The following is a 14476-nucleotide window of genomic DNA, read 5'->3' on the forward strand; positions in this document are numbered from 1 at the left end:
ATTTTCACCGCACTACAATAAGAATAATTGGTAAAAGGAATCTCCAATGTCAAAACTCTTGCTCGTTGATGACGATGTTGAACTGACGGAATTACTTTCATCCCTTTTAACGCTAGAAGGGTTTAATGTTCAAACAGCAAATAATGGATTAGAGGCATTACAAAAACTTGATGAAAGCCACGAGTTGGTTTTGCTTGATGTAATGATGCCAAAGTTAAATGGTATCGAAACACTAAAAGAAATTCGTAAAGTCTCTAACGTGCCAGTGATGATGCTGACAGCAAGAGGCGAAGACATTGATCGCGTATTAGGCTTAGAATTGGGAGCGGATGATTATTTACCCAAGCCTTTTAACGATCGTGAGCTTATTGCAAGAATTAAGGCGATTTTGCGTCGTAGTGCATCTCCTTCAAATAATACCGCAAATGTAGAAATCCTTTCTTTTGACGGAATTACTCTCAACTTTTCTCACGGAATTGCAACCTATAATGAAGAAAATCTAAATTTAACGGATTATGAGTTTAAGATTCTTTGTTTATTGCTTAAATCTAAGGGAAATATGGTAAGTCGAGAAGAATTAAGTTTAGAAGTAATGGAAAAACCACTAACCCCATTTGATCGTTCTCTTGATATGCACATCTCTAATTTGAGACGCAAATTACCAGAACGAAAAAGTAAACTGCCTTGGTTTAAAACTTTACGTGGAAAAGGATATCTTTTAGTGACCTAGTTTTATGAAATTGCGCAGTCTTTTCAGTTTAAATCAACTTGCGATCAGAACATTTGCTATATTCTGGTTTGCTTTTTTTGCCATGATGAGTCTTGTGATCGCTGTGCCTACTCTCGATCTCAGAGTCTATTCGCCTTTAAAAGAAGCAGATGTTGTTACCTATCAAAAAAAAATTATCGATATTATCCGCAACGGTCAATTAAAAGGGCTTATTGCAGAAGTTCCTGTTTTACATACAGATAAATTTCAACCCTCCAGACCCATTCTTATTGATTTACAAACTAAAGATATTCTAGGGGAACTACCAGAGGAAGTACCTTATATCCGAAGATTTGCGGATGTATCAGGTGATTTTTCAGAACCCAAACGTAAAAACTTCAATGAAGTTCAGATTTCAGGTCCATTTCAAGTGTATTTGGGAGATGAGGCAAATTCTTATGCCTTGTACTTTATATCTTACGTTAATCCGCAACGAGAGATGTTTAATTACATTTTTGATAGACCCATTATATTGATTTTGCTTATTCTTTTAATCACCAGTCCATTGCTTTGGTGGTTCACAAGAATGCTAACCAAGCCGATTTCTCATTTGCAAAAAGCTGCAAATTCAGTGGCATTAGGCAATTTTAAAATTGATAAGCGATTAACGGCTCATGGTCCATTAGAGCTACGCCAAGTTGGTCAAAGTTTTAATCGAATGGCATCTTCTATTGATCATTTAATCTCTAATCAACAAACACTACTTTCATCTATTTCACATGAATTAAAAACGCCACTCACTCGTTTACAGTTGGCTGCGGCTCTTATTCGTCACCAATGTGGTGAGGATAATATAAAACGTATTGAAAGAGAAATTGAACGCATGGATAAAATGATTAGTGAGCTACTTCTACTTTCACGCCATCAAATGAATAGTCAAGTTGAACGGGATATTTTTTATGTCAATACGCTTTGGACTGATATTATCAACGATGCAAAATTTGAGGCAGAGCAACGAGGTATAGCATTTCTCACAAATATTCGTTTACCAAAAAATGAATTACAACTTAACGGCAATTTTAGATTACTAGAAAGTGCGGTTGAAAATATCATGACAAATGCACTCAAATACACAAAGGATAAGATCGAACTTCATATTTTTATCCAAGAAGAAGAAGAATTTCTCAGGATCCGTATAGATGACAACGGATCTGGGGTGCATCCAGATGAATTTGAAAAAATCTTCAAACCATTTTATCGAGTAGATGAGACGCGAACTAGAACGACTGGTGGCACAGGACTTGGTTTAGCGATTGTATCTAACGTGATTAAGGAGCATCAAGGAAAAGTTTGGGCTGAAAAAAGCCCACTAGGCGGACTTGCCGTTACTATACGATTGCCATTGTGGATCAGCAAATAAAAATCAAAAGTGCGGTAAATTTTACCGCACTTCTCGTCTAGGCATTATCCACGGCAAAAGAAATCACTTCATTAATTTTCTCACAACCTAATGCAACCATAACCAGACGATCAACTCCCAAAGCAACACCAGAAGAATTTGGTAATCCAGCTTCTAATGCAGCCAGAAAGCGTTCGTCAATGTCTCGAGTTGGTAACCCATGTTTCTTTCTTTGTTGATTATCTAATTCAAAACGATGTCTTTGTTCTCGTGCATCGGTCAATTCATGGAAACCATTTGCCAGTTCTAATCCTTTGTAATAAAACTCAAAGCGTTCTGCAACCCGCTGATCTTCTGGGCTAACTTGTGCTAGGGCGGCTTGCGTTGAAGGGAAATGATACACGGCAACAGGTCGATCTTTTCCTATTTGAGGTTCAACGACTTCACTAAATAAAAACTGTAATAAAGTATCGCGATCTTCATTATCTTCAGCCATAAAATTATGTTTACGTGCCGCTTCGATTAATTCTGAACGTTCTGCAGATAAGGGATCTAAGCCTACATATTCTTGGAAAACAAATTGATAGCTTAAACTTTCTGCAGGTGGGCAATCTAAAATTTGTTGGAGTAAATCATCTACTTCATTAATTAAACGATGCATACTAAAGTGCGGTCGATACCATTCCAACATGGTAAATTCTGGATTGTGGCGATTACCAGCTTCTTCATTGCGAAACACTTTACTGATTTGGAATATCGGTCCACTGCCTGCAGCAAGCAAGCGTTTCATATGATATTCAGGGCTTGTAGAAAGCCAAAGTGTTTTGGATTGATTATCAAAAGGCGCGAGAAATTCCGTGCTAAAGGTGGAGAGATGTAAATCAGTGACGCCAAATTCACTTAGAACAGGCGTCTCAACTTCAAGCAAGCCTCGTTCTGTAAAAAATTGACGAATTTCAGCAATAATTTTTGCCCGTTTAAGAAGATTTTTTATATCAGCAGAAGGTTGCCAATGAGTAAGTGCGGTCATTTTTATTCCCATTTTTAAATTTGCATTATTGTAAACGAGAGCCCTTCTCAACTCAATCTACGCTTTTTTGAGGTAGATCACAAAATCCGATCTTTTCCATCTTTAGACATAAAAAAACGTTATTAATTTGTAACAAAAAATGGCACAATGCCTGCGAAACATTACCCTTTTAGGGTAATTTCTTTTTTTACTTTCTACATTTATTGGAGGATATCGTGCAAACAGTTAATGTCGATATTGCAATTGTTGGTGCTGGTGGCGGCGGTTTACGTGCAGCGATTGCAGCAGCAGAAGCAAATCCTAACTTAAAAATTGCATTAGTTTCAAAAGTGTACCCAATGCGTAGTCATACCGTGGCAGCAGAAGGTGGTGCAGCGGCAGTTATCAAAGAAGAAGATTCTTACGATAAACACTTCCAAGATACCGTTGCAGGTGGTGACTGGCTTTGCGAACAGGATGTTGTGGAATATTTCGTACAACATTCACCAGTGGAAATGACTCAATTAGAACGTTGGGGATGTCCTTGGAGCCGTAAAGCAGATGGCGATGTAAACGTACGTCGTTTTGGTGGAATGAAAATTGAGCGTACTTGGTTCGCTGCCGATAAAACAGGTTTCCACTTATTACACACGCTTTTCCAAACTTCTATTCAATATCCACAAATCCAACGTTTTGATGAACACTTCGTATTAGATATTCTTGTTGATGATGGCCATGCTCGTGGTATGGTTGCAATGAACATGATGGAAGGTTCGCTTGTTCAAATTAATGCAAATGCGGTTGTGATTGCAACGGGTGGTGGTTGTCGTGCATTTAAATTCAATACCAACGGCGGTATTGTAACAGGTGACGGCTTATCTATGGCGTATCGTCATGGTGTACCACTTCGTGATATGGAGTTTGTTCAATATCACCCAACAGGTTTACCAAATACTGGCATCTTAATGACTGAAGGTTGTCGTGGTGAAGGCGGTATCTTAGTGAATAAAGATGGCTACCGTTATCTTCAAGATTACGGTCTAGGACCAGAAACACCAATTGGCAAACCTCAAAATAAATATATGGAACTTGGTCCTCGTGATAAAGTTTCTCAAGCATTCTGGCAAGAATGGAAAAAAGGTAATACCTTAAAAACCGCGAAAGGCGTAGATGTTGTGCATCTAGATTTACGTCATCTTGGCGAAAAATATTTACACGAGCGTTTGCCATTCATTTGTGAATTAGCAAGTGCTTATGAAGGTGTAAATCCAGTGAATGAGCCAATCCCTGTTCGTCCAGTTGTTCACTACACAATGGGTGGTATTGAGGTTGATTTTAACAGCGAAACGCGTATCAAAGGTTTATTTGCTGTAGGTGAGTGTGCATCTTCAGGTTTACATGGTGCAAACCGCTTAGGCTCTAACTCTTTAGCAGAACTTGTTGTGTTAGGTCGTGTCGCAGGGGAATATTCTGCGCAACGTGCCGTTGAGGCTCAATCGGTAAATCAAAGTGCGGTTGATGCTCAAGCAAAAGATGTGGTTGCTCGCTTAGAAGCCCTTCATAAACAAGAAGGTAATGAATCTTGGTCTGAAATCCGTGATGAAATGGGTTCTGTAATGGAAGAAGGTTGTGGTATTTACCGTGATCAAGCAAGCATGCAAAAAGCAGTAGATAAAATTGCAGAATTAAAAGAACGTTACAAACGCATTCGCGTAGCAGATAACTCAAGCGTGTTCAATACAGATGTACTTTACACTGTTGAGTTGGGCTATATTCTAGATGTTGCACAATCTATTGCAAATTCAGCGATTGAACGTAAAGAATCTCGTGGGGCTCACCAACGCTTAGATTACACTGAACGTGATGATGTAAATTATTTAAAACACACACTTGCTTTCTACAATGAGAATGGTGCACCGCGCATTGAATACAGTCCAGTGAAAATTACTAAATCTCAACCTGCAAAACGTGTTTACGGTGCGGAAGCAGAGGCTCAAGAAGCCGCTGCGAAAGCTAAGGAGCAAGCAAATGGCTAATTCACCAGTAATGAATGTTGAAGTATTACGCTACAATCCTGAAATCGATCAAGAACCGCATTTAAGTACTTATCAAGTACCTTATGATAATCAAACTTCATTGCTTGATGCGTTAGGTTATATCAAGGATAAACTTGAACCATCTCTTTCTTATCGCTGGTCTTGCCGTATGGCGATTTGTGGTTCTTGCGGGATGATGGTAAATAACAAACCGAAATTGGCTTGTAAAACGTTCTTACGTGATTACAGCGGCCATATGCGTATTGAGCCGTTAGCAAACTTCCCAATTGAACGCGACTTAGTAGTTGATTTAAGCCACTTTATCGAAAGTTTAGAGGCTATTAAACCTTATATTATTGGTAACGAAGCACCAGCATTAGATGGCAAACCACATCCATCGAAAGAATTGCAAGCAAGTCGCACTAAACAAACGCCAGCACAGCTTGAGAAATATCGTCAATTCTCAATGTGTATCAACTGTGGTTTATGCTATGCCGCTTGCCCTCAATTTGGTTTAAATCCTGAATTCTTAGGCCCTGCAGCTATTACTATGGCTCATCGTTATAATCTTGATAACCGTGACCATGGTAAAGCAAAACGTATGTCATTATTAAATGGTAAAAACGGGGTTTGGAGTTGTACTTTCGTTGGCTATTGCTCAGAAGTTTGTCCAAAACATGTGGATCCTGCTTCTGCAATTAACCAAGGAAAAGTGGAAAGTGCCAAAGATTATGTTATCTCTATGCTAAAACCAAAAGGCTAAGGGGGAAGGAATGTCAGTAACAGTTAGTAAACGTAAAAAATATGTTCGTCCAATGACAGCGACTTGGTGGCAAAAATTGGACTTCTACAAAGCTTATATGCTACGTGAAGCGACTTCAATCTTTGCTGTATGGTTTTGTATTGTATTGCTTTATGGTGTTCTTTGCCTCGCAAGCAATCCAATGCCAGGCTTAGGCATCTTGAGCTTTATTGAGTTTTTAAGAAACCCAATTGTGGTATTCTTAAATATTATTACGCTTATCGCAACGCTTTATCATACGGTGACATATTTCTTAATGACACCAAAAGTGATGAATATCATTGTGAAAAATGAACGCTTACCACACACTGTTGTAAGAAATGCACTTTGGGCGGTAACCGCATTAGTTAGCGTGATTGCTTTAGTTTTAGTTTATATTTAAGGGAGAGAAAAAATGGTTGATCAAAATCCAAAACGCTCCGGCGAACCGCCAGTATGGTTAATGTTCGGTGCAGGTGGTACAGTGAGTGCAATTTTCTTCCCTGTCGTTATTTTAATTATCGGTTTGTTATTACCATTTGGTTTAGTCGATGCGCATAATTTAATTACTTTTGCTTATTCTTGGATTGGTAAATTAGTTATTTTAGTGCTTACTATTTTCCCAATGTGGTGTGGTTTACACCGTATTCACCACGGTATGCACGATCTTAAAGTGCATGTGCCAGCTGGTGGATTTATCTTTTATGGTTTAGCCACAATTTATACTGTTTGGGTGTTATTTGCGGTAATAAACCTGTAATAAAAATGCTATAAATAAAAAACGAGTCTAAGACTCGTTTTTTTATTTTATGTATTAAGTAAATATTTTTTAGTTTGTTTTATTTTAGAAATTCGATTAGATTTTTTATAAATGGCTCAAGTATTCAGTACCTAAATTTCCCATTTGTCTCAAAATCCAAGTTTGTTTTTTACGAACTAATAAGCTTGGCTTATTTACTTTATAAATGATTGGATTGGGCAACACTGCAGCTAAAAGTGCGGCTTCATTTTGAGATAAATTTTTAGCGGACTTTTTAAAGTAATAGCGACTTGCCGCTTCCACACCAAAAATACCATTCCCAAATTCTGCAATATTTAAATACACTTCTAAAATACGTTTTTTTGACCAAGTCAGCTCGAGCAACATAGTTGCTGGAACTTCTAAACCTTTTCTTAGCCAATTTTGTCCGTGCCAAAGCATTAAGTTTTTAGCGGTTTGCTGGGAAATGGTTGATGCCCCTCTAATTCCTTTTTTAGATTTTTCGTTATACCGAATTGCTCGTTGGATAGCTTCAAAATCAAAGCCGAAATGTTCAGGAAAACGCTGATCTTCTGATGAAATCACAGCTAATTGAATATTTGGGGAGATATTTTCTAGGCTGACCCAGTTATATTGGATTTGATATCGAAAATCGCCTTGTAAAAAATTAGCGATTTTTTGTTGTACCATATAAGCGGAAAATGGAATAGGTACAAAGCGAAAAAGCAGCGAGAAAGCAAAAACGGCGAAAAAAAAACGAAAGACAACTCGTTGCCAATTTCTTTTCCACCATTTAGGACTAAATAAGCGTGAAAGTGCGGTAAAAATTCGCTTAGTTTTTTTCAATGAGAGCAAGATGTTGTTTCATCCATTGCATAAAATCAGGATCCATCGTTTTAATCATATTGGAACCTCGAGTAATAGTGGCGGCACTTGTATTAAGATTTTGTTGAATTTCCCGCTGAGGCATATTTTTATCGATCAGCTGAGAGACAATCTGCAAGCGCAATCCTACTGCATCCCGTTCGTCTGCAGTTAATAATAAGGTTAGAAACTCCTGTGCTTTGTTTTCTTCAAAGGCGATTTTTAGCATTTGAAGAAATGCATTCCATTGTTCTAAATTGCGGCTGATATACATAATTACGCTCCCACATTCACACTATTAAACTAGTGCGTTTAGTATAGCCGATTCAATTCTTCTTGGCTAAAGGTTTGTGGGTTTTCTTTATTTTGTAAAATTTGATAGTAAAAGTCATAAGTGACTACATTTTGCACATAACCACGAGTTTCGTAAAAAGGAATAGATGCGACAAATTCGTCTAATGCTAATTTTCCATTGGCGCGGCTTAACCATTTTTCTACTCGATTTGCGCCTGCATTGTAAGCTGCTGCAATCAATATTCGATTATTAGGATATTTTCCATTGAGTTCGTTCAGATGTGCGGTACCTAGCAAAATATTATTCAATGGTTTGAATAAATCTTGTTCGCTTTGATAAGGTAGTTGATTATTCTCTGCTGTCAATTTTGCTGTGCTTGGCAGAAGTTGCATTAAGCCCCGAGCATTTGCAGAAGATTGTGCCATTGGATTCCAAGTACTTTCTTGACGGGCGATTGCCATTGCAAAAGTTTTGCTGATATTCAAATTTTGCAATGCCGCATTGAAGTATTCAGGATAAGCATTTGGCAGTCTAAGAGAAAGGTAATCCCAGGCTTTTGCCACAATAGAAGCATCAACAGCTAATTCAAACCATTGTTGGTTTTCAGCATATTCTGCAAGTTTTAGCTGAGTTATGAAATCAGCATTATCAAGTAAAATTCGCCAGCGTTGTTTGGCTAAACCGTTACGACCAAGTTCTCTTAATTCTGTAATCATTACAAAAACTTGCTTGAAAGGAAGTTGTTCAGCTACGGTAAAACTTGGTGCTACTGGAAAATCGACTTTATATGCTTGCTTTAATTGTGCCGCAGCCAACATTGGATAGAATCCCCGCTCTTTTGATAGTGCGGTTAGTTTTTCTATATTTTTTGATATATCTTGTTTCGCTTCCCAGTAACGCCATTCTTGCTTACTTTTTGATTCAGCAGAAAGCAAATTCAGCCAAGAGGTTAATTCAGTTTTTTGCCAAATTGCCATTCGTAAACGGCGTTCAATTAGATTATCAGTTTTTAATTGTTGGATTTGTTCATCACGCCATTTTTGAAAATCAGCGTTTTCATTATCAAAAAAACGATTTAAAAAGGCTATTTTCCACTGTTTGATTTCATCTTCTGAGAGTTGCCAAGTTTCAGCCCATTGCTGATAGAGCTCAAAGCTTGGATTCTCTATTTGTTCCGATAGTGTTTTTAGATAACGAGGAAAAGCATCGATTAATGCATTTTTATCTAAAGAGCTAGGATTACTGTTCTTTATAATATCAGCAAGTCGTTTAGGATTTTCTAGTTGATTTTGTTCTTTTTGAACCCTGTTATTTTCTTTAGCATTATCTGATGTTGCTGATGTTTGTTGTTCGTTTGAAGTGGATAGTTTTTGTAATAAGGCTTGAAATACTGGCGTCACAAAAGGGTAATTTTGTTGCACTAACGCATTGAGTTCATTTATTGCTTGTTGCTTGCCTTGAATATCATCATTCTTCAAAAAGGCGATTTTGGTTTCCCAAAAGCGAGCTAGTAAATCGTATTGCAAAGGATAGCCTTGCAATGAGTCTATTAAGGTTTTTGTGATATTTTGAGTCGCTTCAGAAAATTGTTGGTTTTTTACCGCACTTTTTAGCAAACCTTCAACCTGCAAAAAGGTTTCACGTTGTTTTAAACGTTTTAAGTAGTCTTGATGCTGTGCAGACGCCCAGTTTTGTTTTTCTTGCTCAAGATTAATGGAACTACTTTCCCTGTTAGATGATCCGGCAAAAGCAGAAAGTGCGGTCAAAATGCAGAGAGAAATTAAGACGACTTTTTTCATATTACGTTATTTAAATTAAAAGACTTTTTTAAACGGCTTTACAATAACATCCGCATATACGCCAGCTTCGACATAAGGATCTTGTGCAGCCCAGTCTTTTGCCGCTTGTAGATTTTCAAATTGTGCAATTACGGTTGAACCAGTAAAACCTTCTTCTCCAGGATTTTCATCATCAATAGCTGGATTTGGACCTGCCGTAAGTAAACGGTTTTCTGCTTGAAGTTGTTTTAAACGAGCTAAGTGCTGATCGCGTACGGCAAGACGTTTTTCTAATGTATTTGGAATATCTTGGGCAAAAATAACATAGTACATAATAATTTCCTTTTATTTACAAGGGTTGTTCTGCTTCTAGTTCTGAAATTAAGGCTAATGCTTTGTCTAACTCTTGGTTGTTTTCACGGGGAATCGTGCGAGAGCGACCATTATTATCAACTGCAACAAAAGTAAATACCGCATCGGTTACACAATAACGTTCGCCAATTGGCTCACTCGCCACTTTTTTCACCCATACTTCCACTTTAATTTTAATAGAAGAACGCCCAACTTTGAGACATTGACCGTAGCAACAAACCACATCGCCCACAGAGATTGGTTTGATAAAATTCATACTTTCAACGGCAACGGTAACCACGCGTCCGTGCGCGATTTCTTTTGCTAAAATCGCACCGCCCATATCCATTTGAGACATAATCCAGCCACCAAAAATATCTCCGTTGGCATTAGTGTCAGAAGGCATCGCCAAAGTTCGTAGTAAAAGAACACCTTTTGATTGGCGACCATTTTTATCAGTAAAATTGGAAGACATTATTTTTCTCCATCTTTTGAATTTGAATCATCTTTAGGTAAATAGCGATAGATATAAGCACCTGAAATAATCGTTGCAATCACCGTCATACCAATAATTCCGAAAGATTTGAAATCAACCCAAACTTCTTCCGACATATTATGGCTGATATAAATATTCACCAACATACAAATAATAAAGAATACGGCCCAACCGAGGTTAAGTGTATTCCAAGCCTTTTCGGGCAGTTGTAGCTCTTTGCCAAGTAATTTTTTGATTAATGGGGTTTTAAATTGAAATTGTGCGACGAGCAAAACAATGGCAAACAAGGCATTGATAATTGTCACTTTCCATTGCAAATAGCGGATTTCATTAAAGTAAGCAGTTAAAAGTCCAAAAAAAACGACCGCACTTGCCATAATTTTTTGTTGTTTTTCAACGGTTCCGTATTTCCATTTTAAAATCACGATCTGCAAAATTGTTGCAACCACTAACACGATGGCTGCTTCACGTACCCCCCCGAGTTTGTAAGTGACAAAAAATAAAATTAAAGGGATAAAGTCAAGGAGTTGTTTCATATTGATTAATCCTTCATAAATAAGCTGTAGAAACGATAAGTCACTACTAGCATAAAAATATTAAGTAATGCGGTGAAAATACCTATCACCATATCAAACACAGCATTATTGGAAAATGCGCTTAATTGGAAAATAAGAATTGGCACGAGAAAATAAACCAGTAAGGTGTAAATAAACAATACGCCTTTTCTAGCATTTCCCCGCATCCAAATTTTTCGGATAGTTTGCGAAAGTGTATCTTGGGTCGAAAGATAATGTACTGCCGTTAAATTTAAACGGACAAAGAACCAAACGCCAACAATCATCGCGATAAGTGACATGATAGAGGGCGATTTTTTTGTGAGTAATGCAGCAAATGCTTCACCAAGACCAAGTAACATTGGTGCAACCATTAATAGATCCAACAGAATTACACCTGCAAAACGACGCAAGGTAAGCGAGAAAGTTTGCCCTAAAGTGCGGTAATTTTGTAGGCTAATTTTGTGGATTGAGGTTAATCCCCAAGCAGCGATAAAACTCGTTAAAATCTGAGTGATTGCAACTGAAAAGATAAAACTAGTGATATCTGTATTGGCGAGATTTAATACATCATTTTTATTTTCATCATTAACTGGAAAACTTAAAAGTGCACTCGCGCTTTGCACAATAAATAAAATTGCGACAAATTGCAGCATGAGTTTTTGTTGATTACGGAAGAAGTTCCAACTGTCTTGCAATACTTGTGTAAAGTTAATTTGCATGATTATCTCTCTATAAAAATGGTGGCGCAATTATACAAGGTTTGCTGATTATTGCATAAATATCGTTAGTGAGGCGATGAATTCATACTGAATTGAATATATAAAACAAAAGTGGGCAAGGACGCCCACTTTTTTGTTATCTTTAGAGAGATTATTCGTATTATTTTTTCTTCGCGTATTTTAAGGAGTCGATAGCAACAGCTAGAATAATAATGCTACCTTTGATGATGTATTGCCAGTAAGGGTTTACACCGATGTAAGTTAAACCGTAGTTGATAACTGTAAAGATGATAACCCCAGTGATAACACCAATTACGGTACCAACACCACCAGCGAAAGACACACCACCCACTACACAAGCTGCGATAGCATCTAATTCATACATAAAACCTAAGTTGTTAGTTGCAGAACCGATACGACCGGCTTCGAGCATACCACCAAAAGCATAGAACATACCTGCAATCATATAGATTACAACTAAGTTACGTGCAACGTTTACACCTGATACTTTCGCTGCTTCTGGGTTACCACCGATAGCAAATACGTTTTTACCGAAGCGTGTTTTGTTCCACATTACCCAAACTAAGAATGAGGCAATGGCTGCATAGATTGTGATGTAAGAGAGTTTAAAACTGCCGATTCGGAAGAATCCTTGAGCAAATGTTGAGAAATTTTCGCTAAAACCTGCGATTGGCGAACCACCCACAGCATCATAATAAAGTGAGTTAAAACCGTATACGATAATCATCGTACCCATTGTTGCAATGAATGGGGTAACGTTTAAATAAGCGATAACTAACCCATTGATCAAGCCGATTAACGCACCCACAGCACATACTGCAAGAATGACGACAGGAATTGGAATTTCACCCATTTCAGGGAATACACGGTTCATATTTTCCATTGACTGCAACATGGTTGCAGAGATAACCGCAGCCAAACCAACTTGGCGACCAGCAGATAAGTCTGTCCCTTGTGTAATCAATAAACCAGCAACTCCTAAAGCAATAATTAGGCGCACAGAAGATTGGGTTAAGATGTTACTGAAGTTGATTAAATTTAAAAAGGTTGGATCTTGCGCAATAATAATGCCGAGCAAAATCAGCAAGACAAAATAAATCGCATTTTGTTTTAATAAATCAAAGGATTTGTTTTTTTGTAAGGCACTCATGATTTGTTCCTTTTATCTTTATAAATATTTCGCAGCGAGTTGTAAGATTTCTTCTTGTGAAGTTTTTGCAGTTTCTACAATACCCGCCAATTTACCGTTACTCATCACTAAAATACGGTCAGTTACACCTAGTAATTCAGGCATTTCGGATGAAATCATAATAATGCCTTTATCTTTTTTAGCGAGCTCTTGAATGAGTTGGTAAATTTCAAATTTTGCTCCGATGTCGATACCACGAGTTGGCTCATCAAGCATCAGAATTTCAGGTTGAGTTAAAAGCCAACGACCAATAATGACCTTTTGTTGGTTACCGCCAGAAAGAGAACCAATTGTTGTTCTATGTGATGGCGTTTTAACATTCATTGAATCAATTACCCACTGGGTATCACTTTTCATTTTCTTCGTGCTAAGTAATTTCCAAGGTGTGAGATAAGATTTCATATTTGAAATCAATGAGTTAAATTCAATGCTTAAATTAGAGTAAATACCTGTTGAACGACGCTCTTCAGTGACCAATGCAAAACCATTATTAATCGCTTCAAGTGCGGTATGATTTTTCACGGTTTTTCCGTGTAACTTGATAGTTCCTTCGGTTAATTCACGTACGCCAAAAATAGCTTCAACGATATCGGTACGTTTAGCCCCCACAAGCCCTGCAATACCGAGAATTTCACCTTTGCGTAATTCAAAAGATACGTCTTGAATGGATGGTTGATTTTTAGCAGTAAGATTTTCCACCTGTAAAATTACTTCTTTTGGTGTGTTTGTTTTTTCAGGGAAACGCTGTGTTAATTCACGACCTACCATCATTCCGACAATTTGTTCCATTGTGGATTCTTTCACGTTTACCGTGTTGATCCATTTACCGTCGCGCAAAATAGTAATTTCATCACAGATTTTGAAGATTTCATCCATTTTGTGAGAAATATAAATAATTCCGCAACCGCGTTGTTTTAATTTGTCGATAATTTTAAACAGATGCTCAACTTCTTTTTCAGAAAGCGAGGATGTTGGTTCATCCATGATTACGATTTTCGCGTTGTACGAGAACGCCTTCGCAATTTCGATCATCTGCATTTGAGAAACTGAAAGTTTGGCGACTTTTTCTTTCGGATCTACATCAATATCCAATTCATCAAAAATCGCTTTAGTATCACGGTACATTTTTGCGTGATCGACAAAAGGTCCTTTAAGTGGATAGCGTCCAAGCCACAAGTTATCCATTACGCTAGTTTGGCGCACGAGGTTTAGTTCTTGGTGCACCATTGAAATACCATTCTCAAGGGCTTCTTTAGATGTTTTAAAGTTGACGGGTTGACCTAAGAAAAGGATTTCACCTTCATCTTTGGCATAAATACCGAATAAACATTTTAGTAATGTAGATTTGCCCGCGCCGTTCTCACCCATTAAGGCATGAACAGAATGTGATCGAACCGTTAAGTTTGCGTTATCTAAGGCTTTTACACCTGGAAAGGACTTGCAGACATTGGTCATTGTGAGCAGCACTTGGCTGTCTTGACTTTGAGTTTGAGATGTCATATCCAACCTCGT

General features: G+C 37.7%; 16 protein-coding genes. 6 read left to right on the top strand and 10 right to left on the bottom strand.

Going from position 1 to position 14476, the window contains the following annotated elements; genetic code table 11:
- The first annotated feature begins 46 nt into the window (after window positions 1–46).
- Both GG9_RS04700 and cpxA read left to right on the top strand, forming a co-directional pair.
- Window positions 47–730: a response regulator gene (locus GG9_RS04700; protein ID WP_005631303.1), complete on the top strand. Its 684-nt coding sequence runs from the start codon at window positions 47–49 to the stop codon at window positions 728–730.
- 4 nt (window positions 731–734) lie between these two features.
- A complete protein-coding gene (gene cpxA / locus GG9_RS04695) occupies window positions 735–2129 on the top strand; it encodes an envelope stress sensor histidine kinase CpxA (RefSeq protein ID WP_005631305.1) in 1395 nt (464 codons plus the stop codon).
- A 37-nt stretch (window positions 2130–2166) separates the two neighbouring features.
- On the opposite strand, the gene epmA is transcribed toward cpxA, so the two are convergent.
- Window positions 2167–3138, bottom strand: a complete 972-nt coding sequence (gene epmA, locus GG9_RS04690) for an elongation factor P--(R)-beta-lysine ligase (RefSeq protein ID WP_005631308.1) — start codon at window positions 3136–3138, stop codon at window positions 2167–2169.
- A 215-nt stretch (window positions 3139–3353) separates the two neighbouring features.
- On the opposite strand from epmA, the gene frdA reads away from it, so the two are divergent.
- Genes frdA through frdD form a run of 4 tightly spaced genes read left to right on the top strand, consistent with a single transcriptional unit; the run spans window position 3354 to window position 6694 of the window.
- A complete protein-coding gene (gene frdA / locus GG9_RS04685) occupies window positions 3354–5153 on the top strand; it encodes a fumarate reductase (quinol) flavoprotein subunit (RefSeq protein ID WP_032825074.1) in 1800 nt (599 codons plus the stop codon).
- Entirely contained in the window at window positions 5146–5916 is a 771-nt protein-coding gene (locus GG9_RS04680) for a succinate dehydrogenase/fumarate reductase iron-sulfur subunit (RefSeq protein WP_005631312.1), read from the top strand. The genes frdA and GG9_RS04680 overlap by 8 nt, the downstream gene beginning before the upstream one ends.
- Before the next feature lie 10 nt (window positions 5917–5926).
- Entirely contained in the window at window positions 5927–6337 is a 411-nt protein-coding gene (gene frdC / locus GG9_RS04675; protein ID WP_005631314.1) for a fumarate reductase subunit FrdC, read from the top strand.
- Between the two features lie 12 nt (window positions 6338–6349).
- The gene (gene frdD, locus GG9_RS04670; protein WP_005631316.1) at window positions 6350–6694 is read left to right on the top strand and encodes a fumarate reductase subunit FrdD; all 345 of its coding nucleotides are present in this window, start codon (window positions 6350–6352) and stop codon (window positions 6692–6694) included.
- Window positions 6695–6799: 105 nt separating this feature from the next.
- On the opposite strand, the gene mtgA is transcribed toward frdD, so the two are convergent.
- The 9 genes from mtgA to mglA all read right to left on the bottom strand — a co-directional run bounded on the left by mtgA (window position 6800) and on the right by mglA (window position 14464).
- Window positions 6800–7549 carry a monofunctional biosynthetic peptidoglycan transglycosylase gene (gene mtgA / locus GG9_RS04665; protein ID WP_420167073.1) on the bottom strand — a complete coding sequence of 250 codons (750 nt, stop codon included), beginning with the start codon at window positions 7547–7549 and terminating at the stop codon, window positions 6800–6802.
- On the bottom strand, window positions 7527–7832 hold the full coding sequence (gene trpR / locus GG9_RS04660; RefSeq protein WP_005631320.1) for a trp operon repressor: 306 nt from the start codon (window positions 7830–7832) through the stop codon (window positions 7527–7529). The genes mtgA and trpR overlap by 23 nt, the downstream gene beginning before the upstream one ends.
- Before the next feature lie 38 nt (window positions 7833–7870).
- Window positions 7871–9652 carry a transglycosylase SLT domain-containing protein gene (locus GG9_RS04655; RefSeq protein ID WP_005631322.1) on the bottom strand — a complete coding sequence of 594 codons (1782 nt, stop codon included), beginning with the start codon at window positions 9650–9652 and terminating at the stop codon, window positions 7871–7873.
- A gap of 15 nt (window positions 9653–9667) precedes the next feature.
- The gene (locus GG9_RS04650; RefSeq protein ID WP_005631324.1) at window positions 9668–9964 is read right to left on the bottom strand and encodes a YciI family protein; all 297 of its coding nucleotides are present in this window, start codon (window positions 9962–9964) and stop codon (window positions 9668–9670) included.
- 16 nt (window positions 9965–9980) lie between these two features.
- On the bottom strand, window positions 9981–10457 hold the full coding sequence (yciA, locus tag GG9_RS04645; protein WP_005631326.1) for an acyl-CoA thioester hydrolase YciA: 477 nt from the start codon (window positions 10455–10457) through the stop codon (window positions 9981–9983).
- A complete protein-coding gene (locus tag GG9_RS04640; RefSeq protein ID WP_005631328.1) occupies window positions 10457–11014 on the bottom strand; it encodes a septation protein A in 558 nt (185 codons plus the stop codon). The genes yciA and GG9_RS04640 overlap by 1 nt, the downstream gene beginning before the upstream one ends.
- 5 nt (window positions 11015–11019) lie before the next feature.
- Complete coding sequence (locus GG9_RS04635) at window positions 11020–11754, bottom strand: hypothetical protein (protein WP_005631330.1); 735 nt, start codon at window positions 11752–11754, stop codon at window positions 11020–11022.
- A gap of 160 nt (window positions 11755–11914) precedes the next feature.
- A complete protein-coding gene (mglC, locus tag GG9_RS04630) occupies window positions 11915–12925 on the bottom strand; it encodes a galactose/methyl galactoside ABC transporter permease MglC (protein WP_005631332.1) in 1011 nt (336 codons plus the stop codon).
- A gap of 18 nt (window positions 12926–12943) precedes the next feature.
- On the bottom strand, window positions 12944–14464 hold the full coding sequence (gene mglA, locus GG9_RS04625; RefSeq protein ID WP_005631334.1) for a galactose/methyl galactoside ABC transporter ATP-binding protein MglA: 1521 nt from the start codon (window positions 14462–14464) through the stop codon (window positions 12944–12946).
- Window positions 14465–14476 lie beyond the last annotated feature (12 nt).

This window comes from Haemophilus haemolyticus M19501, from assembly GCF_000222025.1.
Classification (GTDB): Bacteria; Pseudomonadota; Gammaproteobacteria; order Enterobacterales; family Pasteurellaceae; genus Haemophilus; species Haemophilus haemolyticus_G.

Bases quoted from the DNA above. Each gene is read 5' to 3' on its own strand.
- GG9_RS04700 (WP_005631303.1), top strand. From the start codon at position 47: ATGTCAAAACTCTTGCTCGTTGATGACGATGTTGAACTGACGGAATTA.
- frdC (WP_005631314.1), top strand. From the start codon at position 5,927: ATGTCAGTAACAGTTAGTAAACGTAAAAAATATGTTCGTCCAATGACA.
- cpxA (WP_005631305.1), top strand. From the start codon at position 735: ATGAAATTGCGCAGTCTTTTCAGTTTAAATCAACTTGCGATCAGAACA.
- GG9_RS04655 (WP_005631322.1), bottom strand. From the start codon at position 9,652: ATGAAAAAAGTCGTCTTAATTTCTCTCTGCATTTTGACCGCACTTTCT.
- mglA (WP_005631334.1), bottom strand. From the start codon at position 14,464: ATGACATCTCAAACTCAAAGTCAAGACAGCCAAGTGCTGCTCACAATG.
- trpR (WP_005631320.1), bottom strand. From the start codon at position 7,832: ATGTATATCAGCCGCAATTTAGAACAATGGAATGCATTTCTTCAAATG.
- GG9_RS04650 (WP_005631324.1), bottom strand. From the start codon at position 9,964: ATGTACTATGTTATTTTTGCCCAAGATATTCCAAATACATTAGAAAAA.
- GG9_RS04680 (WP_005631312.1), top strand. From the start codon at position 5,146: ATGGCTAATTCACCAGTAATGAATGTTGAAGTATTACGCTACAATCCT.
- GG9_RS04640 (WP_005631328.1), bottom strand. From the start codon at position 11,014: ATGAAACAACTCCTTGACTTTATCCCTTTAATTTTATTTTTTGTCACT.
- yciA (WP_005631326.1), bottom strand. From the start codon at position 10,457: ATGTCTTCCAATTTTACTGATAAAAATGGTCGCCAATCAAAAGGTGTT.
- GG9_RS04635 (WP_005631330.1), bottom strand. From the start codon at position 11,754: ATGCAAATTAACTTTACACAAGTATTGCAAGACAGTTGGAACTTCTTC.
- mglC (WP_005631332.1), bottom strand. From the start codon at position 12,925: ATGAGTGCCTTACAAAAAAACAAATCCTTTGATTTATTAAAACAAAAT.
- frdD (WP_005631316.1), top strand. From the start codon at position 6,350: ATGGTTGATCAAAATCCAAAACGCTCCGGCGAACCGCCAGTATGGTTA.
- epmA (WP_005631308.1), bottom strand. From the start codon at position 3,138: ATGACCGCACTTACTCATTGGCAACCTTCTGCTGATATAAAAAATCTT.